The following is a 24,507-nucleotide window of genomic DNA, read 5'->3' as shown; positions in this document are numbered from 1 at the left end:
CCCATCATCGACTCAATCTCCTCTTACGACGAAGATTGAATCAGTGCTTCAGGACTGCTGCAACCCGGACTTTTTCAACACTATCTACCCCAAGCAGCTGTCTAATCTCGGGTACTGAACCCAGATCTTCACCATTAGCCTCTTCATCAGCAATGGCTTGTGGAGTCGCCATTCCAAGCCTAAGTTCGTCGGATGAGCAGGGCCTTCACCCGCGAGGAAGACAGCGAAAACGCCATTGCCGGCATCGGCGAGCGGCCGATCAGCCATCACCGCAATCTGGTCACGGAACGCGGCATGGCGCTGATCGATGCCGAGGTGGCCGCTCTGCGCGACGAACTGGGCAGAGCCGAGAAGAGGGCCGACCGCGAGCGCATCGCGCTGGTGTCGCGTGATCTCCGCTACTGGACGGCGCGGCGCGAAAGCGCCGAGCTTTCGGTGCCGGAACCGGGCAGCGACATGGTTCGCTTCGGCATGGGCGTCACGCTGGAAAGCCACGACGGCAAGAAGGTGCACTGGAAGATCGTCGGCGAGGATGAGGCAAATCCCGCCAAGGGGACAATTTCCCATATGTCGCCGATGGCGATGGCGCTGTTCGGCAAGAAGGTCGGCGAAGTTGCCGTGGTCAACGGTAAGGAATGGGAGATCGTCAAGCTCTCCGACAGTTAGTCTTCGAGCTTGACGACATGGTCGCGGAAGAACGCCGCGGCGCCGGCCTCGTCGATTTCGCCGGCGGCGACGCCGATGACGAATTCGTAAAGCATGCCGTCATTGGCCGACAGGGCATAACCATTCACAATCAGAAATGCGCCGGCCGCGACAATGGCCGTGCGTTTGTTGCCGTCGACAAAGGCATGATTTCTGGCAATGCCGAAGACATAGGCGGCTGCGAGTTCCTCAACCGACGGGTCTCCGTAGTTGGCCTTGTTTTCGGCGCGAGCGAGCGCCGATTCGAGGGCATTTTCATCCCTCAAGCCTTGTGCTCCGCCGTGTCGGCGCAACTGCTCCGCGTGCATGGCTTCGACTGCACGCCGCGTCAGAAACTCCCAGCTCATTCGGCGAGCTTCTGAAGCGCGACCTTGTATTTGTCCATGACCTCGCGGGCAGCTTTCATTTGCCGCTCGAAGCTGTCGTCCACCGGCCTCAGCGCAAAACCGTCACCTGTTTCAACGATTTGAAGCTGGTCGCCGGCCTTCAGGTTCAGACGATCGAGAAGTTCCCTCGGCAGGATCACGCCTTCGGAATTGCCGATCTTGCGAATGGTCGTGTTCATGGTGAGGCATCCTGTTGCAACGCTGATTATAACGCAGTGTGTTTCTTGTTACAACAGGCATTATAACAAGGCGTCAGCCGGCCTGCAGCAGCCGGTCCATCAGCCGCTCCGCCGCTTCCGGGATGACCGTGCCGGGCGGGAAGATTTCAGTGGCGCCTGCCTGCCGGACTGCGTCGTAATCCTGCGGTGGAATGACGCCGCCGGCGACGATCAGCATGTCGTCGCGGCCGAGCTTCTTCAGCGCATGCTTGAGTTCGGGAATAAGCGTCAAATGGCCCGCAGCCAGCGACGAGGCGCCGACGATGTGCACGTCATGCTCGACCGCCAGCCTGGCGATCTCGTCCGGAGTCTGGAACATCGGCCCGACGGTGACGTCGAAGCCTAGGTCGGCAAAGGCGGTTGCGATCACTTTCTGGCCGCGATCATGGCCGTCTTGCCCCATCTTGGCGACCAGAATGCGCGGCTTGCCGCCGGACTTCTCCTCGAACGCGACGATCTTGTCCTGCAGCCGGTCGACCACGGGATTGTCGCCGAGCGCGTTGCGATAGACGCCGGAGATCGTCTGCACCGAGGCGACATGGCGGCCGAAAACCTTTTCCAGCGCCAGCGAAATCTCGCCGACCGTGGCGTTGGCGCGTGCGGCCCGGATGGCGAATTCCAGCAGGTTTCCGTTACTCCCGGCAGCACGGGTAAGCGCATCGAGCGCGCTCTCGACGGCGGCGACGTCACGCGTACCTTTCAGCCGCTGCAGCTTCGACAATTGCCGTGCCCTGACCTCGGCATTGTCGATCTTCAGCACGTCGACTTCGATGTCCGTGCCGGGACGGTGGGCATTGACACCGACCACGATCTGTTCGCCGGAATCGATGCGCGCCTGGGTGCGCGCGGCAGCCTCTTCGATGCGCAGCTTCGGTAGGCCCTTTTCGATCGCCGCGGCCATGCCGCCGAGGCTCTCGACCTCCTCGATATGCGCAAGCGCACGCGCCGCCAGATCATGTGTCAGCCGTTCGACATAGGCGGAGCCGCCCCACGGGTCGATAATGCGCGTCGTGCCGGACTCCTTCTGCAGGATGAGCTGTGTGTTGCGGGCGATGCGGGCCGAATGGTCGGTCGGCAGCGCCATTGCCTCGTCGAAGGAATTGGTGTGCAGCGACTGCGTATGGCCTTGAGTGGCGGCCATCGCCTCGATCATGGTGCGGATGATGTTGTTGTAGGGATCCTGCGCCGTCAGCGACCAGCCCGAAGTCTGGCAATGGGTGCGCAGCGACAGCGAGCGCTCGTCCTTCGGCGAAAAGTTCTTCAGCATCAGGCTGGCCCACAAAAGGCGCGCTGCTCTCAGCTTGGCGACTTCCATGAAGAAATTCATGCCGATCGCCCAGAAGAAGGAAAGGCGCGGCGCGAAACGGTCGATGTCGAGGCCGGCCGCGACGCCGGCGCGGGCATATTCGATGCCGTCTGCAATCGTGTAGGCGAGCTCGAGATCCGCCGTCGCTCCCGCCTCCTGCATGTGATAGCCGGAGATCGAGATCGAATTGAACTTCGGCATGTGCTTCGACGTGTAGGAAAAAATATCCGACACGATCCGCATCGAAGGTTTTGGCGGATAGATGTAGGTGTTGCGCACCATGAACTCTTTCAGGATGTCGTTCTGAATGGTCCCAGTGAGATCCTTCTGCGCGACGCCCTGTTCCTCCGCCGCCACAATATAGAGCGCCATGATCGGCAGCACCGCGCCGTTCATCGTCATCGATACCGTCATCTCGTTAAGCGGGATGCCGTCGAACAACTGGCGCGTGTCGAGAATGGAATCGATGGCGACGCCGGCCATGCCGACATCGCCGGCGACGCGCGGATGGTCGCTGTCGTAGCCGCGGTGCGTGGCGAGATCGAAGGCGACCGACAGGCCTTTCTGGCCGGCGGCAAGGTTGCGCCGGTAGAAGGCGTTGGACTCTTCGGCCGTCGAGAAGCCGGCATATTGCCGGATCGTCCAGGGTTGCTGGACATACATCGTCGGATAGGGGCCGCGCACGAAAGGCGGCAGGCCCGGATAGGTATCGAGATGTGGCAAGCCCTTGAGATCGCCCTGGCTGTAGAGATGCTTGACGGCGATGCCTTCCGGCGTCATCCGCTGGCCTTTGATCTCGACCGGCGCCCGCCGTGGCGGCGACCAGGCGATCTGGCTGAAATTCGGGATCATGGCGCGGCTCCGATCGACTGATCGATGCGGATCGGAAATAGCGGCTCGCACACCGCAACGCCTTCGGTGAAGGCAGGCCGCCGCTCCGCCGCCAGCGTCTCGACCGGACGCTCGGTCTTCGACGGGTGCAGCGTCGTGCCGACGATCGCCCGTTCGCCCGCCTGGTAGGCTGTGTTGCGGCGGGCGGAAGCTGCCTGGACGCGCCTCTGGATGTGCCCTTGCTCAAGGCTGGTCAGCACGCCGCCTTCCGCCTCGATCTGCTGGAACTCCTGCCAGGCCGCCGCGCAGAGCTCCGCAGTCAGCGCTTCGACGGCGCCCGAACCGCAAACCGGATCGGCCACGTGGTCGATGTGGCTTTCATTGGCCATGATCAGTTGCGCGTTGCGGGCAACGCGGCGAGCAAAACCCGCGGGTAGGCCGTGCGCGATCGTGTGCGGCAGGATGGCGATCGAATCCGCGCCGCCGGCGGCGGCCGCGAAAGCGGCGATGGTGGTGCGCAGGATGTTGGTTTCCGGGTCGGCCGCCGTCATCATCCGGAAGGAGGTTTCGGCATGGATGCTGGCGGTGGAGGGCGGTATCGAGCAGGCCTCCTGGACACGCGCCCACAGCCTGCGCAACGCCCTGACCTTGGCCGTCGAAACGAACTGGTCCTGGTCGACGCTGAGCGCAAAACCGATATGCGGCGCCGCGTAGACGAGCGGCTGGCGCGCCTTCTCGAACAGCCTCAGATAGGAGACGGCCGAGGCGAGCATGGTGCCAAGCTCCTGCGCGTCGGTGGCACCGGCATTGTGGAATACCCGCCCGTCGGCCTCCAGCAGCACGCCGGGCACACCCATCGAAAAGAAATGCGCCAGCGACTGCGGCATCGAAGCCTGCAAAGCCTCGATCGACATGCGCAGCCTGCCGGTCCCGGCAAAGATCGCCGCCGGATCGATGCCGAAGGAGAGGTTGAGCTTTGCCGGGTCGGAGCGGCGCTTGGTCAAAAACGCCACCAGCCAGTCGGCCACGGCACGGCTCCAGGGATGGGCGTCGATGCGGATCTGGATGCGGTTGAGCGGCACGCCGTCGAGCACGCCCTCCAGCGCCTCCGCCGTCCTCGGCAAGCCATAGCCGAAGGCGTTCGGCGCACCCTCGAAGACAAGCGACAGTCCGGTGGCACCCTGCGCGACGTCTTCCAGCGCCTGCGCACTGGCGCGGCCTATGTCCGGATCGTCGATGCGCTGGCTGACGATCCACGGTGATCCCGGGTTGGCGCGCACGACAGGCTCCGCCGTTACCGAACGCTCGTAGAGCGGCTCGATGCGGATGGCGTCGTCTGTATGCGAGACGAGCTTTTCCTCGAAGGACCCGCCGGCCAGCGCCTTCTCCGCCAGCGCCAGCCATCGTTGCCGGTCGGCGTTCGGAAGTTCGGCATCCTGGGTCAAGGCACCGGCGCCCATCGGTTCTCCTCGTTCTAGCGGCCGCAGCGGCCGACTATGTCAGTCTACGGTCCCCGGCCCGATATCACAATGCAGCACACATGCCGTGCAACGCGCCTTCCGTGATGGTGACCGTCAACCGATTGCCAAACATGGGCAGGTTCCGCAAGCTCCAAAGGCCATTTTCGACAACGCCCATTGTCGCTGCGCAATGGCCTCACTATACCTGCGGCGGGGCTCCCTTTTCTTCAAGGGATCAGGGCATTCAACCCTATAGGTTTGCGGAGACCGGACACATGGCCGACGATACCAGTATCTTCATAGGGGCCAGCCGCAAGCCGGACGACAGCTATCAGCGGCCCGAACAGCTTTTGCTGCAGTATGGCAATCGTCACGGCCTGGTCACCGGCGCGACCGGCACCGGCAAGACGGTGACCCTGCAGATATTGGCCGAGGGTTTCTCCAATGCCGGCGTGCCGGTATTCTGCGCCGACATCAAGGGCGACCTGTCGGGTATCGCCATGATGGGCACAGCGCAGGATTTCCTGGTCAAGCGGGCCGAGCAGGTCAAGCTCGATCCCTATGAATTCCAGGAATTCCCGGTCATCTTCTGGGATCTGTTCGGCGAGCAGGGCCACCCGATCCGCACCACGATCTCGGAGATGGGGCCGCTGCTTCTGTCGCGGTTGATGAACCTTTCCGAGGCGCAGGAAGGCATCATGAACATCGCCTTCCGCATCGCCGACGAGGAAGGCCTTCTGCTGCTCGATTTGAAGGACCTGCAGTCACTGCTGGCCAATATCGCCGACCGCGCCGAAGAGATCGGCGCCCGCTACGGCAATGTGACGAAACCTTCGGTCGGCGCGATCCAGCGCACGCTGCTGGTCCTGGAGCAGCAGGGAGCCGCGAATTTCTTCGGCGAGCCGGCATTGCGGATCGCCGACATCATGCGCACCACGCGCGATGGACGCGGCGCCATCAGCGTGCTCGCCGCCGACAAGCTGATGATGAATCCGCGACTCTATGCGACGTTCCTTCTATGGCTGATGTCGGAGCTGTTCGAGGAACTGCCCGAGGTCGGCGACCCGGACAAGCCGAAGCTGGTCTTCTTCTTCGATGAGGCGCACCTTCTGTTCAACGACGCGCCGAAGGTGCTGATCGACCGCGTCGAACAGGTGGTCCGGCTGATCCGTTCGAAAGGCGTCGGCGTTTATTTCGTCACGCAAAATCCGCTGGATATCCCTGAAACGGTGCTGGCCCAGCTCGGCAACCGCATGCAGCACGCACTCCGTGCCTACACGCCGCGCGAACAGAAGGCCGTCAGGACGGCGGCCGAGACGTTCAGGCCCAATCCCGACTTCGACTGCGCAACCGTGATCACGCAGCTCGGCACCGGCGAGGCGCTTGTCTCGACGCTGGAAGCCAAGGGCGTGCCGTCCATGGTCCAGCGGACGCTGATCCGCCCGCCGTCCTCGCGGATTGGCCCGATCACGCCCGAAGAGCGCCGCAAGCTGATCACTGAGAGCCCGGTTGCCGGACAGTACGACCAGACCGTCGACCGCGAATCGGCTTTCGAGATCCTGCAGAAAAAGGCCAAGGACGCCCAGGAGGCGCAGGCGCAGCAACAGGACGCAGGCCGTTCGCGCTGGACCATTCCCGGCTTCGGCAATGACGATCCCCAGCCGACCGGCGGCCGCCGCGCGCCGCGCCCCTCCAACCGTCAGACCGTGGCGGAGGCGGCAATCAAATCAGTCGTGCGCTCGGTCGGCTCGTCGGTCGGACGGGCGATCGTCCGCGGGATTTTGGGGAGCCTGTCCAGGGGGCGGTGAGGGGCATCGGACCGAAGGGCGGGCGTCGGTGTTGGTAATTCTGTCCTGTATCAAGCGCCGGTGGCCAGATCTGGAGGACAGCGGACGGCGACTATGCGGAAAGAGCGGTCGCTTGGCGGCGATGCGCCGAACGTCTTGATAGGGGCCGAAGCGGAACATCCGGTTTCGATCCGCATGTAGCGACAAGCCGCGGTTCAACTGGCAACCCAACATTTACCAGTTGGCGTTCTATCGTTGGGGAGCAGCGGCCGTCGTCAATGCCTTGAATTTATGCGTACCGGCCAATGCCGGCTCTGCCGCTCGGATACGGTCAAGGACCGCCTGTAAGCCAAATACTGATCCCGGAGGTCGCATTCCAACCACTGCGCTTACGAGGTCAAGCATCTTTGCCGGTGCTGAAGTGAAAAGGAGGCTGTCGGCATCTGAGAGAGAATGGACGCTCGTGCCGCCGTCTGTGTTCTCAGGCCGAACGAAGGGCAGAATGATGTCGACAGCGATCGGGAAAGCTTCTCCTGTGGCCCGCAGGATCTGTAGCAATTTGAAGGTGGATTGGCCCGTCTGCATTTCGATGTCGAGCGGCCATATCCCTTGGAACACCGGGCCGACAACGTCTCGCCAACGTGCGAGCTTTTCCGCGGGCGGGGCAGCTTCCATTTCCCTCGCCAAATGATGCCCGACGGATCGAAGCATAGCGGGGCGCGCCTGCCGCAATGCCGCCCGGGCCTCGGCTGCGGAGAGCGCATAGCCAGCATCGTCCTTGCGGTTAGCGATCAGAATGGCGGGTAGCCATTCAACGTAGGCGTTGATTACCTCCTCTGGCATGTCGGCCTTGCCGAAAAGCTGCAGAAGAGGTGCCTTGGTAATGGCAAAGAGCTCTGGTGTTCCGATGTAGCGCGAAAAGCGCCGCGCACACCAGGCAGCGGCGGCATCGGGAGAAGCCCAATCGAACTTCGGAATGATGTTTGCAGCTGTCCATGTTGGCGCACGATCGAATAGAGTGGTGACCTCAACGGCCACGCGCACGCGCGCCAGCAAGCCGTTTCGGGCCGGCATCTGAACCGCTGCTTCAAGGCGTGGTCTAATGTTGGCCGCGAATTCAGGCTCATTCTCCGACGTCGGAAGTTTTTTCAAAAGAACTTCCGTCAAACGACCGATCGGGACGTTCATTGACTGGTCGAGCAATCTTAGCGGGACTTCTTCTTCGCTGTCGTCCGCGGGCTCGATCGCTGCGAAAATTCTATCCCACAAAGCCCAAACCGGCTCTTTAAGCGCAAGCGCTTCTGGTTTTTCAAGCCAGCTCGACGCTTGCTTTGCGATTGTGGAAAAATTCGCGTCAGGCCATGCCAGCAGTCGCTGCGCGATCCTGGCCGAAGCACCGGCATCGGCAAATACCTTCTGGGACCACAAAAGTTGTTGCCACGCGTTGGGGCGCCAAGAATTTACAGCGGCTTCGGCCTCAAGACCGCGCAGTGCGCGGTCAGGATCAGTTTGGCAGAGCAAGCGCCACGTTTGTCCTTCTCCCAGCCGTCCTTCGGCATCCAGCCGCAACGCCGTGGCGACGAGTTCCAGATCGGAAACGCCGTGAAGCTGATCGACGTTACCCTCGTCGCCCGATCCTGACTCGCTCCAACTATTGAAACCCGCTTGGGCGGCTGGGCGTAGTCCCCATTGTGGCCATCGCGCTCCGATCTCTTCAAATGCCGCACGTGTTGCATCCGAGAATTGGATACCGTCACGGATCAGGTTTCCGATCAGGTCGTAGCGCCTTCGGTCCTGATAGCGGGCGATGTCGCTGCCTTCGCGGAACCAACTCGCAGGTGGTCCATTGCGAAGGCGCATTTCAAGCTCATCTCGAATCTCCGCGCCGAGTTCGACCCATCGCGAGCGAAGAAGGCGATAAACCTCGACGGTTCCGCCAGTCAGGAACAGCTCGCCCGCCGGCAGGCCTTGCAGTACATGCCCAGCCAAGTCCGCACCAATAGCGTTGTTGGTGCATGCGAACATCGCGAGGCGATGATTTAGACGATGCGGGCTTGCAATCCAGCGCGGCACGAAGAGGCGGGCGCGAGCAATGTCTTTACCCGCCAGCCGTGACCACACTTCGGCGACGACCCGAACAATTGGTAAGAAACCCTTGCGATAGGCGTTCTGCGGATGGTCCGCGACGGATGGCACATCGCCGTCCGTCGTCCCGTAGCCTGTGTTCGACTCAACGCCAATCTCGATAGCATCGTTCAAGGTTGCATCGAGGACATGGGTAAGCGACTGAAGAAGCTGCTCGTCCGCTAGGGCGGGTGTGTCAGATGACCATGCCTGTATCACTTCGTCGATCTGAATGTCTTCGTCGGGCTCGTAGCCTATGGACATTAGATCACTAGGGTTTTGAGGCGCGTCGGGGCTGTTCTCGTGCGAGAAGATGCGCTTGGCGATCTCAACGCGAGGTCTCAGCAAACCTGTCAAACGCTCGACCATATCTGCCGAGCGGTCACCCTGATTGAGGCGGGGCAGAAGATCATACCAGCCGCGCATCGCAAGCCCATGCTTCACGTTCCGCATGTGCCTGATGATCAGTGTCCAACTCAGGCGCAAATAGCCCGGCAAAGGTGTCGGATGTCGGTTCAATCGGTACTCAAGCAACTCGGCTGTTTCCGGCCCAAACAGCCCGAGGCTTTCGACAATCTGCGTGACGGCTGCGGGAGCATCGAGATTTCGTTCGATCCATGTCGCGAGCCACCGATCATCAAACTTCACCAGTTTTAGTTCCGTCAGCACGGACAGCCATGACAAGGAAGGATTATTCGCCACCAGCGACGCATGAGCGTCACCGCGTCCCAAGCAGAATTTGAGCTGGGACTTCTCGAGTTCGCTGGCGTCTTGAGGAGGCTTCGCCAGAATTGTCCTGATGCGCTCGCGTTCAAAGTCAGCCGGCTGAATTGCATACTTTGCCCATTCGGCGAGCATCGCGTAGAGTTCATCGTGCGTTGCAAACTCGATCGGGATAACGCCCTTTGCCCGCCACTGCGCCGCAGAGCCGTCAGACGATCTCTCAAGCGCGTAGATCTTGTTCAGATCGGGAAAACGCTCCCGATCGACGTCCAGGCTTTCGAGAAGCAGACGAAGCGCGGCGTCCTCGGCGCGATAGCCGACTAGAACCATGGTGGTCGTGCGCATGCGATCTTCGATATATCGCGATGCCCATCCATCCCGTAGGTAGGCGTCGCCAAAATCCGCGCTTGTGAGGATAAGGTCGGTTTCGGCAAGTCCGAGTTCGGCATCGGCGAGGCACCCATGCAAATGATGAATTCCGAAATCACGCGGGCCGCCGGGTTTCGGCAACGCCTTGCCCGCTTCGCTGAGTACGGGAAGCCTGCGTTCGGCCAGAGCTCGCTCAAAGAGCGTATCGAAGTTCGTTGTAAGTACCCGGCTTCTTCCGTCTCGATCCTGGGAGAGGGTAAGTACGGATGCATGGGCCGAAAGCTCGACATTGATCGGCACTCTTAGCTGATTTGCGCAGGCAACGCGGACAGGCGAGCCGACAGTGCCTGGCCGACGTAAGCGCTTCTCTAGCGCTCGCAACGTACGATCATACTCGGACTTGTCGTAGGCGTCCTTCTCTGGCGGATCGTGTTCGAATGTTTCGCCAAGCTCTTCGTAGATAAGATCGGTAAGCCCTTTGAACGACGGCAAACCAACCCGCATTGAAATTCCCGCACCGCACAGAAATACCACCCGTCCTGCCAGCGCGTCGGTGACTAACTCGTCGGGAATGTCCGCAGTTGCTTCGAGGAATTTCATTATGCGTGTGCCTGATGCCTTATCTGTCTGCTGCCTTACACTGAATTCCGCGCGAACCAAACACGAACTCTCCAGCATCCCGACCCGACGCAATACAGGTCGCAGCTGAAACAACTCGGAGCCATTTCACCGAAGGAACTCGCATCAAACTTTTCGTCAATGTTCCCCCTATCGGGTGAAAACTGCATATGTGGGATACTTCAGCAATGGCTGCTTGTAGGGTTCGTCTCAGCGAGTATAAGCGACCGCGAACGGGCGCAAAGCGGTCATCCGACCGCTTGGCCTTCGGAAGACGTATTTGGGTCATGAGCTGTCCACCGGCGTCGTCTGCACACGGCGCGGCAAAATCCGCTGCTCGGCGTAAGCACCGGGACCTACAGGCGGGCACCGGCACGGGCAAGCCGACGCTCGGCAAAACCAGCAGGAGCCGTGAGCAATCCCGCCCCTGTGCTTTCGATCAGCTCAGAAGATCGAGTTTGTGATCGATTTTATCGGGCCGAGCAGGATCGATCCTTCCGGCACGCCGGCGTCGATCGGAATGGCTTTGCGGTTTGCTGTCGCCACCATCGGCTGACCGATGTCGGCCGTCACCACGACCGGGGTCTTGTTCGGCACTCGGTCGTAGAGATCGATAATGTCCTGGTTCATCAGGCGCACACAGCCCGACGACACCGATTTGCCGATCGACCGCCATTCCGGCGAACCGTGCAAGCGGTAGAGCGTGTCCTGGTTGCCCTGGAAGAGATAAAGCGCCCGCGCGCCAAGCGGGTTTTTGAGCCCGCCGGGCATGCCGCCATTGTCGGCGCTGTACGGTCTTAGTTCGGGCTGGCGGGTGATCATTTCGTCCGGCGGCGTCCATTTCGGCCATTTCTGCTTCCATTGGACCACGGCATCGCCCGACCATTCGAAGCCGGCGCGGCCGAGGCCGACGCCGTAGCGGATCGCCTGGCCCCCCGGGCGCACCAGATAGAGGAAGTGATTGGTGGTGTCGACGACGATGGTGCCCGGCTGCTGCCCGGTCGGATCGTCCACGATCTGCCGCAGGAACTGCGGGTCGATCTTGTCGACCGGTATGGCCGGCAGCTCGAAGCCGCCATCCGACATCGGCCCATACATCGTCACATAGTCGCCGAGCGCCGGCTCGACATAGGTCGGCGGCGGTGGCTCGACCGGTTGTTGCGACAGCGTGGTGCAACTGGAGACCGCGACCGAGGCGGCGCCAAGCGCTGCTGCGTTGAGAAAACCGCGACGGCTCAGGCGCAGAGAGGACGATGGGGGTGTGAACATGATTGCCTTTTTTAAGTCTCAAATCGCAACAAAGCATGAATACGCCCGGTTGCGCGCGGTTGCCCGAGCAATGCCCGGCGCGATAGGCGGTTCCAATTCTGGCCGCAGGGTGGACAAACAAAGGCAAAGCTGTGACTGGATCGTCACTGTTGCGCCGAGGCAACATGTCCGGCCGTCAAACCCCGGCGACCAGACCTTCAAGGGACGGCAGGATCAGGGCCGGTGGAAAATCCCGGTATTCCTCTGGCTGATTGGCGCGGTTGATCCACACCGTCCTGAAGCCGAATTTGGTGGCGCCGGCGACGTCCCAGCGGTTGGATGACTGGAAAGAGACAGCGCCCGGATAGAGGCGCCAGCCCGTGGTGACCATGTCGTAGACCGACGGATCGGTCTTGAAGCGCCTGACGCTGTCGACGGAAAAGACGTCGTCCAGGACCTGGTCGAGCGCGGCGGATTTGACGGCCGCTTCCAGCATCTCAGGCGAACCGTTGGACAGGATCGCCAGCCTTGCTCCCGATGCCTTGAGCGCCTTGAGCACGGCCGGCACCTCCGGATAGCAGTCCAGCCGCCAATAAGCCTCGAGCAGCTTCGCCCTCAGCCCGGCATCCGCGGATGGAACCTTGCGCAGGGCGAAGTCGAGCGCCTGCTCGGTGAGCTGCCAGAAATCGGCGTAGGCCCCCATCAGCGTCCTGACCCAGGAATATTCCAGCTGCTTGGCGCGCCAGATATCGGACAGCAACTGGCCGTCCGGCCCGATCTGGTCGGCGTGACGGCGCACGGCCGCATGCACGTCGAACAGCGTGCCATAGGCGTCGAAAACGTAAGCCGCGAACTGCATTCGACAGTTTTGAGGCCGCGTAAGGCAAGGCGCAAGCGCTGATTGCAGTCCGCCAGCCCGCTGGCCTCAACAAATCTCAGCCAAGCCGGTTGACGGCGGCCGCCAAAGCATCTTCCAATGCGCCGCAACAAGCATCGAACGGAACCTGGCAATGACACTGGCGACTGCGGCGCAATCCGCGACATGGACCTTCGTCGACGGCGACTGGTACGAGGGCAATGTTGCCATTCTAGGGCCGCGCAGCCACGCCATGTGGCTCGGCACCAGCGTGTTCGACGGCGCCCGCTGGTTCGAGGGCGTCGCCCCCGATCTCGATCGCCATGCAGCAAGGGTAAACGCCTCGGCGATCGCGCTCGGCCTGAAGCCGACGATGAGCACCGACAGGATCGTCGGCCTGACCTGGGACGGGCTGAAGAAGTTCGACGGCAAGACGGCGGTCTATATCAGGCCGATGTATTGGGCCGAGCATGGCGGCTATATGGGCGTGCCGGCCGACCCGGCCTCGACGCGTTTTTGCCTTTGCCTCTATGAATCGCCGATGATCTCGCCGGCGGGTTTTTCGGTGACGGTGTCGCCGTTCCGGCGCCCGACCATCGAAACCATGCCGACCAATGCCAAGGCCGGCTGCCTTTATCCCAACAACGGCCGGGCCATCCTCGAAGCCAAGATGCGCGGCTTCGACAATGCGCTCGTGCTCGACATGCTGGGCAATGTCGCCGAGACCGGCACGTCGAATATTTTTCTGGTCAAGGACGGCCATGTCCTGACGCCGGCGCCGAACGGCACCTTCCTTTCCGGCATCACCCGCGCGCGCACCATGGCCCTGCTTGGCGAATACGGGTTCACGACGACAGAAAAGACGCTGTCGATCCGCGACTTCCTGGAGGCGGACGAAATCTTCTCGACCGGAAACCACTCGAAAGTGGTGCCGGTCACCCGTATCGAGGATCGCAATCTGCAGCCCGGACCGGTGGCCAAGAAGGCGCGCGAACTCTATTGGGAATGGGCGCATTCGACTTCGCCCGGCTGACCCGCTAAAAAGCGGCCGGCGCTTCGTTTCCGGAGTTGTTCCAGACCAATCCAGTCCTATGTTAGTCCGGTATCGACACCGGATTTTTCCACGAGGGAGTACGACCGATGGCTTTTGAATTGCCCGCCTTGCCCTATGATTACGAGGCTTTGCAGCCTTATATGTCCAAGGAAACGCTGGAATATCATCACGACAAGCACCACAAGGCCTATGTCGACAACGGCAACAAGCTGGCCGCCGAGGCGGGCATGGGCGATTTGTCGGTCGAAGAGGCCGTCAAACAGTCCTTCGGCAAGAATGCGGGCCTCTTCAACAATGCCGCCCAGCACTACAATCACATCCATTTCTGGAAATGGATGAAGAAGGGCGGCGGTGGCAACAAGCTGCCGGGCGCATTGCAAAAGGCGGTCGACAGCGATCTTGGCGGCTACGACAAGTTCAAGGCCGACTTCATCGCCGCCGGCACCACCCAGTTCGGTTCGGGCTGGGCCTGGGTCTCGGTCAAGGACGGCGAGCTGGCGATCTCGAAGACGCCGAATGGCGAGAACCCGCTCGTCCATGGCGCGACGCCGATCCTCGGCGTCGATGTCTGGGAACATTCCTACTACATCGATTACCGTAACGCCCGGCCGAAATACCTCGAAGCCTTCGTCGACAGTCTCATCAACTGGGACTACGTGCTCGAGCTCTACGAAAAGGCCTGATCCGTTCCAGAAAAGCCCCGGCAGAACCGGGGCTTTTCTTTTTCAGCATCAGAACGACAGCTGCAAAATTTCACGCAAGCGTGAGGCGAAGCGTCGGAATTTTTAAGCCATCCTTGCCGTTTGTAATCGGGGTGGGACCGCATCCTGAATTTGCCTTCAACATGGAGCCAAGTGAATGAGAAAGCTTATCCTCGCCATCTCGATGCTCGCCTTCGCCGGTTCGGCGGCATTTGCCGACCCGGTAGCCGACCGGCAGGCCCTGATGAAGGAACGTGGCAAGATCGCCGCCGGCTTGTCGAAAGTGGTCAAGGGCGAGACGCCCTACGACGCAGCTTCGGTGCTGACGGCGTTGCAGGCACTGCAGGTCAATGCCGAGAAATTCCATGCCGGCGTCGACACGCTTTTCCCGGCGGGCAGCGACACCGGCGACACCACGGCGTCCCCAAAAATCTGGCAGGACATGGCCGGCTTCAAGACGGCTGAAGGCAAGTACCTCGCCGACGTCAAGGCGGCGGTCGCCGCAGCACCCGCGGATGCCGACGCGTTGAAGGCGCAGTTCAACACCATCGGCGGCGGCTGCGGCAACTGTCATCAAAACTACAGGGTGAAAAAAGGCTGATAGCGGGCAATGCGCTTGCTGAAGAAACTTGTCGGCGCCGCCCTCGTTCTGGGCGGGGCGGCCGCGATTGCCGGCTGGTTTCTGTCGGCTCCGGTCAGGCTCGATGCCGCAACGCTGGCTGAGCTTGGTCCTGGCGACGCCGCCAGGGGCAAGCGCATCTTTTACGCCGGCGGCTGCACATCCTGTCATGCCAAGCCTGGCTCGCAAGGCGACGCCCGTCTTCAGCTGGCGGGCGGCCTCGAGCTCAAGACGCCATTCGGCACCTTCGTGCCGCCGAACATATCGCAGGATACCAGGGACGGCATCGGCGCCTGGTCGGTCGAGGATTTTGCCAACGCCATGCTGAAGGGCGTGTCGCCGTCGGGCGAGCATCTCTATCCGGCATTTCCCTATACTTCCTACGCGCGCATGAAGCCGGCCGACATTGCCGATCTCTATGCATTCCTGAAGACGTTACCCGCGGTCGCCGGCAAGGCGCCCGCCAATTCGCTGGGGTTTCCCTTCAACGTCCGACGCGGTCTTGGCTTGTGGAAGCTGCTCTATTTGAGTGACCAGCCGGTCGTTTCCTTTCCCGACGGCACACCGGATCCGGTGGTGACAGGCCGCTATCTGGTCGAAGGCCCCGGCCATTGCGGCGAATGCCACACGCCGCGGGATCTTGCCGGCGGCACCAGCAAGAGCGAATGGCTGGCAGGTGCGGCCGCCGCCGAAGGCAGCGGCATCGTGCCGAACATCACGTCGGGCGAGGGCGGCATCGCCGACTGGTCCGAAGCCGACATCGCCAACTATCTCGAAACCGGCTTTACGCCGGATTTCGATACGGTCGGCGGCGCAATGGTCGACGTGCAGCGGAACATGGCCGTGCTGACCCCGGAGGACCGCTCGGCGATCGCCGCCTACCTGAAAGCCGTGCCGCCGCACCCCAACGGCTATCCGGCGCGCAAGAAGCCGTCGGGCTGACGGCCGTTGCGTCAGCGGTCGCCGAGAAAGTCGAAGCCGGTTTCGAAGAAGTGATTGTAGTCGCAGGTCATTTCCTCGCCGGGCGCAATGTCGCGCAAGGCATAGGTCTCCTCCGGCTGCGAGACGTCGCAATTCGGGCTGTCGGCATGGTTCATGTAGCGCGCATCATCGGCCTCGAAGACGATGTAGTTCGGGTCGCGCCGGTCCGGATAGGCGTAGCGGTCGAGATAGGTTTTGACCGGCCCGGTTTCCCGCTCATAGGTCTCAACCTCGATGCGCCGGTCGTATTTCGGGTCGAGCTTCCAGACCAGCGTGCCGCGGGCAATGTGGTTCTTGGCAAAGACGCCGATGCCCTGGATGGGCGATTTGTCGAGATAGACATCGACGAGCAACATGGCAGATCCCTGGGTGATTGTGTGTTGGCGCGGCTGTGAAAAGGCCGCGCACTGGGTAGCGCGCGGCCTTTGCAATTGCGAGCGGAAAATCAGCTGTGCCTACCCATTATCCGAAGCCTCGTACGGCTCGTCGCCTGTCGAGACCCTAGCGCTGTTGCAGCGCCAGCCGGATGCCTAAGGCGCAATAGATACCGCCGACAGCTTTGCCTTGCCATCTCAGCACCGTCGGGTTTCGGCGCAGGAATGCACCGAGGCCGCCCGCACCCACGGCGAAAACCACCGTGCTGACGAGGCCCAACAGAACAAAGATGACGCCCAATATCGCCAGTTGAAGCATCACCGATCCGTTTTCAGGCCGCACGAACTGCGGAAGAAATGCGAGGAAGAAAAGCGCGGTCTTGGGATTGAGAACCTCGGTCAAAACAGCTTGCCGAAATGCTGTGGCAGCGGGGATCGCAAGTGCGCCGGCGGCCGGATAGGCAGGCGTTTTCTCGATGATCGCGCGAATGCCGAGATAAATGAGGTAGGCTGCGCCGATGTACTTCACTATGCTGAAAAGCGCCGCCGACGTGGCAATGATCGCCGAAATGCCGACGATCGCCATGAAGGTGTGAACCACGTCGCCGGCCGCGATCCCGGCGCCGGTCGCAATGCCCACCCTGGTTCCGGAACTGGTTGCCCGCGCCACCGTCAGAAGAGTGGCGGGACCCGGGATGAAGACAAAGCCAAGCACAACCGCGACATAAGCTATCAACGTGGCGAGATCGATCATTGGTGGGCCCCGCAACTCTCACCGCCAATGAAGCCACGTCGCGGAACGGAAGGCAATGACCGCTCATCCGCCGATGTTCACGCCGCAAGCTCGGCCTTGCCTTTCACCTTCAGCGCGAAGGCGTAGGTGAAGGCGATTTCCTCCAGTCTTGAAAACCGGCCGGAGGCGCCGGCATGGCCTGAATCCAGGTTGATCTTGAACAGCACCGGATTCTCACCTGTCTTGCGGTCGCGCAACCGCGCCACCCATTTGGCCGGCTCCCAATAGGTGACGCGCGGGTCGGTCAGGCCGGCCAGCGCCAGAATCGGCGGATAGTCAAGCGCGGCGACATTGTCGTAGGGTGAATAGGCGGCGATGGTCCGGTAATCCTCCGCCGAAGCGATCGGATTGCCCCATTCCGGCCATTCCGGCGGCGTCAGCGGCAAGCTGGCGTCGAGCATGGTGGAGAGCACGTCGACGAAGGGAACCTCGGCGACGACGGCGCCGAAGCATTGCGGCGCCATGTTGGCGACCGTGCCCATCAGCATGCCGCCGGCGGAACCGCCTTGCGCGACAATGCGGTCATGCTGTGTATAGCGCTCGGCGACGAGATGCTGGGCGACCGCGATGAAATCGGTGAACGTATTCATCTTGTTCGCCCGCTTGCCGTCGTCGTACCAGCCATAGCCCTTGTCCTTGCCGCCGCGAACATGGGCTATCGCGTAGACAAAGCCGCGGTCGACCAGCGAAAACAGATTGGTGTTGAACGCGGACGGGACGGTGATGCCGTAGGAGCCGTAGCCGTAAAGCAGGCAAGGTGCGGACCCGTCGAGCGGCGTGTCGCGGTGATGGAGGAGCGAGATCGGCACCAGTTCGCCGTCGGCGGCAGGCGCCATCAGCCGGCGCGTGACGTAGTGCTCCGGGTTGTGGCCGGACGGCACTTCCTGGGTCTTGAGCAGCATCCGCTCGCGGGTGCGCATGTTGTAATCGAAGACCTGCGCCGGGGTCGTCATCGACGAATAGGAAAAGCGCATGATCTCGGTGTCGTATTCGTAGGAGCCGGACAGGCCGAGCGAGAAGGCCTCCTCGTCGAAGGAGATCAGGTGCTCCTCGCCGCTCTTGCGGTCGCGCACGACGATGCGCGGCAGGCCTTCCTTGCGCTCGAGCCGGACCATGTGGTCCTTGAAGCCGATCACCGAAAGGATCAACCGGCCCGCTTCGTGCGGCACCAGTTCCTGCCAGTTGGCGCGCACCGGATCGTGGGCCGGCGCCGTCATGATCTTGAAGTCCTTGGCGCCGTCGGCATTGGTGAGGATGAAGAAGATGTCGCCGCCTTCCTCGAGTTCGTACTGCAGGCCGGTCTGGCGCGCCGCAACCAGCTTCGGCTCTGCGAACGGATCGTTGGCGCTCATGATACGGTATTCCGAGGTCTCATGGTCGTTGATGCCGATCATGATCCACTCGTTGGAGCGCGTGCCGCCGACATCCATGAAGAAGCCCGGATCGGTCTCCTCGTAGATCAGCCGGTCGTTTTCAGGACCGTCGCCAAGCGCATGGAACAGCACTTTGGAAGGACGGTGGTTGGGGTCGAGGCGGGTGTAAAAAAAACCGTCATTGCCGGCATCCCACACACCGCCGCCGCCGGTGTCCGGGACCCTGTCCGCCAGATCGTTGCCGCCGGCCAGATCGCGGACGCGCAGCGTGTAGAATTCGGAACCCTTGTCGTCGAAGGCCCAGAGCAGCTTGCTGTGGTCGTGCGAATGATCGACGCCGCCCAGGCGGAAATAGGGCTTGCCCTCGGCCTCGGCATCGCCGTCGAGCAATATCTGCTTGTCGCCGCCGTCACGCGCCGTGCGGAAATAACGCGGCTGCTGGCCGCCAAGCTTGAAGGAGGAGCCGTAGGCGTAAGGTCCGTCCTTCATCGGCACGGAAGAATCGTCTTCCTTGATGCGTCCCTTCATTTCCGCGAAAAGCTGCTTCTGCAGTTGGACCGTATCGGCCATCAGCGCCGCCTGGTAAGCATTCTCGGCTTCGAGGTGGGCGCGGATTTGGCCGTCGAGCAGGGACGGATCCCTGAACATCTCTTGCCAATTGGCGGCCCTCAGCCAGGCATAATCGTCCGTCCGTGTTATGCCGTGATGCGTGTCGAAGATCGGCCGCCTCTCCGGCTGCGGCGGCGTGGCGGTCGGAAACACTGGGGTTCTGGTCATTGCGTCTCGCTGTGGAAGCTACTTGAATGGCGAATGAACACGCCGAGCAGCGCGGGTTCAAGGGCTATGATCTATTGTCGTGGTGGCTCGAGAGGACGGGCTGGAGGAGCGGATAACGAATATTTCTTCTCGGACTGCCGCGGTTCTCGCGGTCGCTGCGATGACCCTGCCAGTGCCGGTCAATCTCATGCAACTGCCTTCGCGGCTTGGCAAGTGGCCGATATGGCTGGGTCTAGGGAAATACACTACCCCATTTCAATGACACAGCGCACCGCTCCGGCGACGGCTCACGAGCAACAGTAACACAGCGCAACCTATGATTTTACTGAACCGCCGATCATCCAGGCTGTAATGCCGCCGGCAGGGTCAAGCATCGAGCTCTATTTACCTGCTGCCGTTTGTGTAATGGCTGCTTGCCGCGGCGTCAGTCGATGCTGGTCTGACCAGAAAAAACGGCAAAGTTACACTTTGCACGAAAGAGTGAAGCTGAATGAGGAATATTTGACTTGTATCGCTGAATAGACCGCAAGAAGCGAATTGACTTACTTGGCGCTCAGGCTCATTAAGATGCCGCGACGCGAATCGCGGAGGCTTTTTCCTGCACAAGTTCGCGCGATGCCCTGCCTGCCAAAAATAGGGCGTAGACAGAAACAATTCTCGTTGGGACCTGAACGCCATGGATATTACCGAAACACCTTCCAGAAACAGCGACGCGCTGATCGAGCTCACCGCCGATGTGGTGGCCGCCTATGTCAGCAACAATCCCGTACCGGTCGGCGAACTGCCGAACCTTATAGCCGATGTCCATGCCGCTCTCGGGCGTGTCGGCGGGGCCGCCGAGCAGCCGCCTGCCGACAAGCAGAAGCCGGCAGTAAATCCGAAGCGGTCGGTGCATGACGACTACATCATCTGTCTCGAAGACGGCAAGAAGTTCAAGTCGCTCAAGCGTCACTTGATGACCCACTATGATCTCACGCCCGACCAGTATCGCGAAAAGTGGAACCTGGACCCGAGCTATCCGATGGTTGCGCCCAATTACGCGGCCGCCCGTTCGCAGCTCGCCAAGAAGATGGGTCTCGGCCGCAAGCGCAAGGGACGCTGACAAGCGGCTCTTCCGGTTTGATACTCAAACGGCGCCTGCGGGCGCCGTTTTCGCAGCCGTTTTCGCATTGGGGGGAGACCAAGCTCAGGCCGCCAGTTCTTCATGCCGCCGGCAACTGCCGTGCGGTCAGGCGGTCTGCTTCAGCGCTGCCTCGGCGTCACGCTTGATGCGCTTGACCATCGAGCGAAGGCCATTGGCGCGCTGCGGCGACAGGTGCTCGTCAAGCCCGAGTGCCTTTAGCGTTGCCTCGGCGTCGGTCCTCTGGATTTCGCTGGCCGGCCGTCCCGAAAACAGCGCCAGCATGATGGCGACCAGGCCGCGCACGATATGGGCGTCGGAATCGCCCTTGAAGGTGATAACGGGGTCGGCACCCCCGCCCTGTTCGGTGGTCAACCAGACCTGGCTGACGCAGCCGGGCACCTTGTTTGCCGGTATGCGTTGCTCATCGGGAAACGGCGGCAGCGCTTCACCCAGTTCAATCACATAGCGATAGCGGTCTTCCCACTCGTCGAGCAGGGAAAAGTCGTCGCGGATGGTCTGGATCGTCGTCGTCATGCCCCGGATATAGTCATCCGGCGCTGTCACGTCACGGAAAAAGAGGAGAAACGCCGCAGGCGCCGGGCATGGGGAGCCTTGCGGTCTGGCGATGAATTCGGCCGAAACAGTCTCAGTTCTTCGCCGGCAAGTGCAGTTTCGCCGGCAGATCGACTTTCGCCGGCAAGACGATTTCCCCGGGCACGCTGCCGGTAGTCGTCACCGTATCTGGTTCAGCGGCCTTGTCGTCCAGCATGGCAGCCGCGATCTTGGCGGTCTCCCGGGCCCGGGCGGTGATGGTGTGCATTGCCGATTTGCCGGTCTCGCACACGTCCGGCTTGCGCTCGCAGATACCGGCGATATCGCCGACGGCTTCGCGCGCCGCAAACAGCGCCTGGAGCGGCCCGACGCTTTCGCGGCCCGCATCATCGGCGCCGACACCCAGCGGTAGCGCCAGAAGCACCAGCGAAAACCAGAAAGCAGCTCTTATCAGAAAGCCCATCTGTCTGTCCTTTATGACGGTCATGCCTCCGAACCGCACGACCCTTGTACCGCGATACTGACACAGACGCGCAAAGGACGGCTTGTCCCGAAAGCAACAGTTTTCCTTAAATTTTAGGTAGATTCGAAACGAAGCGTTTTGAAGTTCATTTGCCTCGAACGGCTCAGATTTTATTCAGCAAATGATAACCATCCAACCTATTGTTTTTCGTGGTCATTTTCTTAATCGGCGACAGGTTGATGCCATCGGTCGTAGGTACAGGCGCGGGCGGTGTGGATAACGCTCCGTTTACTATGGCGGCAATTGCCCCGGTTTTTCCCCGCCGGTATCCCGATATTTGCAGCCTGCCGGGGGACGATCGACCCAGCCTTATCCATTCCTTAAACGCTGGATGCGAGTTTCGGATCGACAAAAGCCGCCTGCAAAGCAGGGCCGTTCACGACCGGGTGCGTTGAGTTGAGTGCGATCAAGGCCAGATACGCCGAGTTGCCGGGCGCGATAGCCGCCGGTTGCGAACGGATGGTTCATCCGTCCGTGCTCGGCCAGAGCGATCGTCGCCGCCACAGCCGGTTCATTGGCGTCATGCTGGCGGCTCCTTTCTTCAGCGCGGGTGCAGCGGTCACGCTGGTCACGTCGGGCATGGGCGCCGCCTTGACTGTGGCTGCGATTTTTGCGGCGTTTGGCCTTTGCTGGTTCGCCGCCCTGCTGGTGGCGGCATCGGGCAAGATGACCCTGGCCGGCCAACTCGCCTTGGTCGTCGGCAGCGTTGCCCTCGGTGCCCTTATCGCTGCCGCCGGCGGTGTGGCCTCGCCGGTTGCCTTGCTTGCGGTGGCGCTGCCGTTTGAAGCCTGGTGGATCGGCCAGTCGCGCCGTGCCGTGATCTGGGGCGCCATATCGGCCCTGGTCGCAGTCTTGCTGCAGCCTTTCGCCGGTTCGGTCTTGCCGCTCGGCCAGACCGAAATCGCCGCATGGCACTGGCTGGTACCGCTGGCCTGGGCACTCACGCTCATTCCGCGTGTCGCTCCACTTCGCGGCGCCGCCAACGCACAGCTCGATCCGGCCGGCAGCCACCGGCTCGAAGACCTGATCGACGCCGTCGTGCTGCGAATCGCTGCGCATGGCGAGGTTCTGGACGTCTCGGCTAAGGCACGCACCATGCTGAGGCTGCCGCCGGAGCTGCTTTTCGGCACCGGACTTTTCGATCGCATCCATCTGTCCGACCGCGTCCCGTATCTCAGTGCGCTGGCCGATATGCGCGATGGCACCCTGTCGCGCCGGCTCGACCTTCGCGTCCGGCTGCCGCAGAGCAGCGGCGTGACGGCCGACAATTACCGGCCGTTCTCGCTCGAGATGATGCGCGCGCCGGGGCAGGAGACTGTCTTCACGCTTCTTCTGCGCGAGAACGACGAACTGGCCGGACTGCGCCAGGAGCTTGCCGCTGCCAATGAGGCGGCTGCCTCCGCCGAGGTGGCGAAAGGACGCTTCCTTGCCGTCGTCAGCCATGAGTTGCGCACCCCGCTCAATGCCATCATCGGCTTTTCCGACATGTTGCTGCACGAGATGTTCGGCAGCTTCAAGGATCCGCGCCAGAAGGAATATGTCGGGCTGGTCAGGGATTCGGGCCAGCACCTGCTTGCCGTCGTCACCTCGATACTCGACGTATCGCGGATCGAATCGGGCGCTTACGCGACCGAGCCGGAACCGTTCCGCTTCCGCGAAGCGGTCGAGATGTGCCAATCGATGATGCGCCTGCAAGCCGAGGCAAAGGCCATCGATCTGCAGGCCCAGATCGCGCCGGACGCAGGCGAAATAAATGCCGACCGTCGCGCCGTGCAGCAGATCCTGATCAATCTCGTCTCTAACGCGATCAAGTTCACGCCCGAAGGCGGCAATGTCGTCATCGGCGCCAAGCGCATCGGCTCGCGGCTGCATTTCTGGGTCCGGGACACCGGCATCGGCATCGCCGAGGAAGATTTCGCCAATCTCGGCAAGCCGTTCATGCAGATCCAGAACGACTATACCCGCCGTTTCGAAGGCACCGGGCTCGGGCTTTCGCTGGTGAAGGGGCTGGTGGCGCTGCACGAGGGCACCATGTCGATCGAAAGCATGCCGGGCGAGGGCACCACGGTGACGATCAGCCTTCCCGTGAACGGCCCGACGGGCCGCTCGGCGGAGAAGGCCGGCGTGGTGCCGATGTCCGCAGTCAAAGCCAAGGCGGACGGTGGCAAAGGGGAGAGCAATGGGTCGCTCCGCAAAACAGCCTAGGGCGGTCAAACGCCGCGGCAATGCCTTCGAGCACGGAGCGATGGCGCTGGGCAGCCTGATCTCGCGCAATCCTGTTGTGGTCGGCGGCTCCACCGCGTTCCTGGTGACGCTGTTCTACGTCTCGGCGAACGCGCTTTGGTACCAGCCTTTTCCGCATGCCCGCGCGTTTTTCGCCACGAGGAGTATCGAGCGCTTTCCCCGGGCGGACAGCGACGAGCCCGAAACCACCATCAATATCGTGCGTCCGGCCGCTGCGCCGATCAAGAGCGACCCGGTCGTCGAGCAGGTCCAGGGCATATTGAAGGATCTCGATTTCTATTCCGGCACCGTCGACGGGATTCCCGGACCGAATACGCGCAAGGCCATCCAGGCCTATCAGCAGAAGGTCGGATTAAATGCCTCCGGCGAGATCGACAGCGTTTTGCTGGATCAACTGGGTGCCACGCCGACGACCGCAGCCGTGGTGCCGCATCCCGTGCCGCGGCCGGTCGAAACGGCCGCTGTTCCAACCGCCATTCCAGCGTCCGCACCGGCAAATGCGGTGGCGCAAACACCTGATCCCCGCATCGTCAAGATCCAGGCCGGACTGAAGGCGTTCGGCAATGACGACATGCGATTGGATGGCGTCGTCGGCGCGCGCACCAAGGCCGCGATCAAGGAATTCCAGGCGCTGTTCGGCTTGCCGGAGACCGGCGAGCCCGACGAGATCGTCTACGTCAAGATGCGCGAGATCGGCCTGACCAACTAAGGGTCGAAACGGCCGCTCGCCGATCGCCTCGCAAAGACCGGTTACGGTCTTCC

The 24,507-nt window shown here is 61.8% G+C and carries 21 protein-coding genes; 9 read left to right on the top strand and 12 right to left on the bottom strand.

The annotated features are described in order from the left end of the window. The first annotated feature begins 192 nt into the window (after window positions 1-192). On the top strand, window positions 193-666 hold the full coding sequence (locus NKH41_RS23795) for a GreA/GreB family elongation factor (RefSeq protein WP_352490814.1): 474 nt from the start codon (window positions 193-195) through the stop codon (window positions 664-666). Here NKH41_RS23795 and NKH41_RS23790 read toward each other — a convergent pair. The 4 genes from NKH41_RS23790 to NKH41_RS23775 all read right to left on the bottom strand — a co-directional run bounded on the left by NKH41_RS23790 (window position 663) and on the right by NKH41_RS23775 (window position 4,906). Beyond that, the gene (locus NKH41_RS23790) at window positions 663-1,052 is read right to left on the bottom strand and encodes a type II toxin-antitoxin system death-on-curing family toxin (RefSeq protein WP_352771663.1); all 390 of its coding nucleotides are present in this window, start codon (window positions 1,050-1,052) and stop codon (window positions 663-665) included. The genes NKH41_RS23795 and NKH41_RS23790 overlap by 4 nt on opposite strands. Further along, a complete protein-coding gene (locus NKH41_RS23785; protein ID WP_352470978.1) occupies window positions 1,049-1,270 on the bottom strand; it encodes an AbrB/MazE/SpoVT family DNA-binding domain-containing protein in 222 nt (73 codons plus the stop codon). Before NKH41_RS23785 ends, NKH41_RS23790 begins: the two co-directional genes overlap by 4 nt. A 73-nt stretch (window positions 1,271-1,343) precedes the next feature. Beyond that, complete coding sequence (scpA, locus tag NKH41_RS23780) at window positions 1,344-3,467, bottom strand: methylmalonyl-CoA mutase (protein WP_352771665.1); 2,124 nt, start codon at window positions 3,465-3,467, stop codon at window positions 1,344-1,346. After that, window positions 3,464-4,906 carry a methylmalonyl-CoA mutase subunit beta gene (locus NKH41_RS23775; protein WP_352771667.1) on the bottom strand — a complete coding sequence of 481 codons (1,443 nt, stop codon included), beginning with the start codon at window positions 4,904-4,906 and terminating at the stop codon, window positions 3,464-3,466. Before NKH41_RS23775 ends, scpA begins: the two co-directional genes overlap by 4 nt. A 275-nt stretch (window positions 4,907-5,181) precedes the next feature. On the opposite strand from NKH41_RS23775, the gene NKH41_RS23770 reads away from it, so the two are divergent. Beyond that, window positions 5,182-6,714, top strand: coding sequence for a helicase HerA-like C-terminal domain-containing protein (locus NKH41_RS23770; RefSeq protein ID WP_352771669.1), 1,533 nt, complete (start codon window positions 5,182-5,184; stop codon window positions 6,712-6,714). A gap of 228 nt (window positions 6,715-6,942) precedes the next feature. On the opposite strand, the gene NKH41_RS23765 is transcribed toward NKH41_RS23770, so the two are convergent. The 3 genes from NKH41_RS23765 to NKH41_RS23755 all read right to left on the bottom strand — a co-directional run bounded on the left by NKH41_RS23765 (window position 6,943) and on the right by NKH41_RS23755 (window position 12,634). Continuing rightward, the gene (locus NKH41_RS23765) at window positions 6,943-10,509 is read right to left on the bottom strand and encodes an SIR2 family protein (RefSeq protein WP_352771670.1); all 3,567 of its coding nucleotides are present in this window, start codon (window positions 10,507-10,509) and stop codon (window positions 6,943-6,945) included. Window positions 10,510-10,971: 462 nt separating this feature from the next. Further along, window positions 10,972-11,796: a L,D-transpeptidase gene (locus NKH41_RS23760; RefSeq protein ID WP_352743189.1), complete on the bottom strand. Its 825-nt coding sequence runs from the start codon at window positions 11,794-11,796 to the stop codon at window positions 10,972-10,974. A 175-nt stretch (window positions 11,797-11,971) separates the two neighbouring features. Further along, complete coding sequence (locus NKH41_RS23755; protein WP_352507472.1) at window positions 11,972-12,634, bottom strand: haloacid dehalogenase type II; 663 nt, start codon at window positions 12,632-12,634, stop codon at window positions 11,972-11,974. 151 nt (window positions 12,635-12,785) lie between these two features. Between NKH41_RS23755 and NKH41_RS23750 the strand changes: the two genes are divergently transcribed. The 4 genes from NKH41_RS23750 (at window position 12,786) to NKH41_RS23735 (ending at window position 15,947) form a co-directional block, all read left to right on the top strand. Further along, a complete protein-coding gene (locus NKH41_RS23750) occupies window positions 12,786-13,664 on the top strand; it encodes a branched-chain amino acid aminotransferase (RefSeq protein ID WP_352470990.1) in 879 nt (292 codons plus the stop codon). Window positions 13,665-13,771: 107 nt separating this feature from the next. Then, window positions 13,772-14,368, top strand: coding sequence for a superoxide dismutase (locus NKH41_RS23745; protein ID WP_352771673.1), 597 nt, complete (start codon window positions 13,772-13,774; stop codon window positions 14,366-14,368). Between the two features lie 175 nt (window positions 14,369-14,543). Next, window positions 14,544-14,987 carry a c-type cytochrome gene (locus NKH41_RS23740; RefSeq protein WP_352449059.1) on the top strand — a complete coding sequence of 148 codons (444 nt, stop codon included), beginning with the start codon at window positions 14,544-14,546 and terminating at the stop codon, window positions 14,985-14,987. Window positions 14,988-14,996: 9 nt separating this feature from the next. After that, a complete protein-coding gene (locus tag NKH41_RS23735) occupies window positions 14,997-15,947 on the top strand; it encodes a cytochrome c (RefSeq protein ID WP_352771675.1) in 951 nt (316 codons plus the stop codon). 11 nt (window positions 15,948-15,958) lie between these two features. Here NKH41_RS23735 and NKH41_RS23730 read toward each other — a convergent pair whose 3' ends face one another. From NKH41_RS23730 to NKH41_RS23720, 3 genes are all read right to left on the bottom strand, one after another. Continuing rightward, on the bottom strand, window positions 15,959-16,342 hold the full coding sequence (locus NKH41_RS23730; protein WP_023718410.1) for an SET domain-containing protein: 384 nt from the start codon (window positions 16,340-16,342) through the stop codon (window positions 15,959-15,961). A gap of 145 nt (window positions 16,343-16,487) precedes the next feature. Beyond that, window positions 16,488-17,114: a LysE family translocator gene (locus NKH41_RS23725; protein ID WP_352771677.1), complete on the bottom strand. Its 627-nt coding sequence runs from the start codon at window positions 17,112-17,114 to the stop codon at window positions 16,488-16,490. A 77-nt stretch (window positions 17,115-17,191) separates the two neighbouring features. Then, window positions 17,192-19,303 (bottom strand): S9 family peptidase, encoded by a 2,112-nt coding sequence (locus tag NKH41_RS23720; protein ID WP_352771679.1) that lies wholly within the window; start codon window positions 19,301-19,303, stop codon window positions 17,192-17,194. A gap of 676 nt (window positions 19,304-19,979) precedes the next feature. Here NKH41_RS23720 and NKH41_RS23715 point away from each other — a divergent pair. Further along, window positions 19,980-20,405, top strand: a complete 426-nt coding sequence (locus tag NKH41_RS23715) for a Ros/MucR family transcriptional regulator (protein ID WP_023677844.1) — start codon at window positions 19,980-19,982, stop codon at window positions 20,403-20,405. A gap of 126 nt (window positions 20,406-20,531) precedes the next feature. Here NKH41_RS23715 and NKH41_RS23710 read toward each other — a convergent pair whose 3' ends face one another. Then, window positions 20,532-20,960: a SufE family protein gene (locus NKH41_RS23710; RefSeq protein ID WP_352471107.1), complete on the bottom strand. Its 429-nt coding sequence runs from the start codon at window positions 20,958-20,960 to the stop codon at window positions 20,532-20,534. Between the two features lie 112 nt (window positions 20,961-21,072). Further along, on the bottom strand, window positions 21,073-21,441 hold the full coding sequence (locus NKH41_RS23705) for a DUF5330 domain-containing protein (RefSeq protein ID WP_352771680.1): 369 nt from the start codon (window positions 21,439-21,441) through the stop codon (window positions 21,073-21,075). Between the two features lie 519 nt (window positions 21,442-21,960). Here NKH41_RS23705 and NKH41_RS23700 point away from each other — a divergent pair. After that, a complete protein-coding gene (locus NKH41_RS23700) occupies window positions 21,961-23,706 on the top strand; it encodes an ATP-binding protein (RefSeq protein ID WP_352449220.1) in 1,746 nt (581 codons plus the stop codon). Next, window positions 23,681-24,454 (top strand): peptidoglycan-binding domain-containing protein, encoded by a 774-nt coding sequence (locus NKH41_RS23695; RefSeq protein ID WP_352771681.1) that lies wholly within the window; start codon window positions 23,681-23,683, stop codon window positions 24,452-24,454. Before NKH41_RS23700 ends, NKH41_RS23695 begins: the two co-directional genes overlap by 26 nt. The last annotated feature ends 53 nt before the right edge of the window (window positions 24,455-24,507 follow it).

The sequence above is a fragment of the Mesorhizobium sp. M1169 genome (assembly GCF_040318345.1).
Lineage (GTDB): Bacteria > Pseudomonadota > Alphaproteobacteria > Rhizobiales > Rhizobiaceae > Mesorhizobium.
This window is presented reverse-complemented; position numbering and strand designations above follow the sequence as displayed.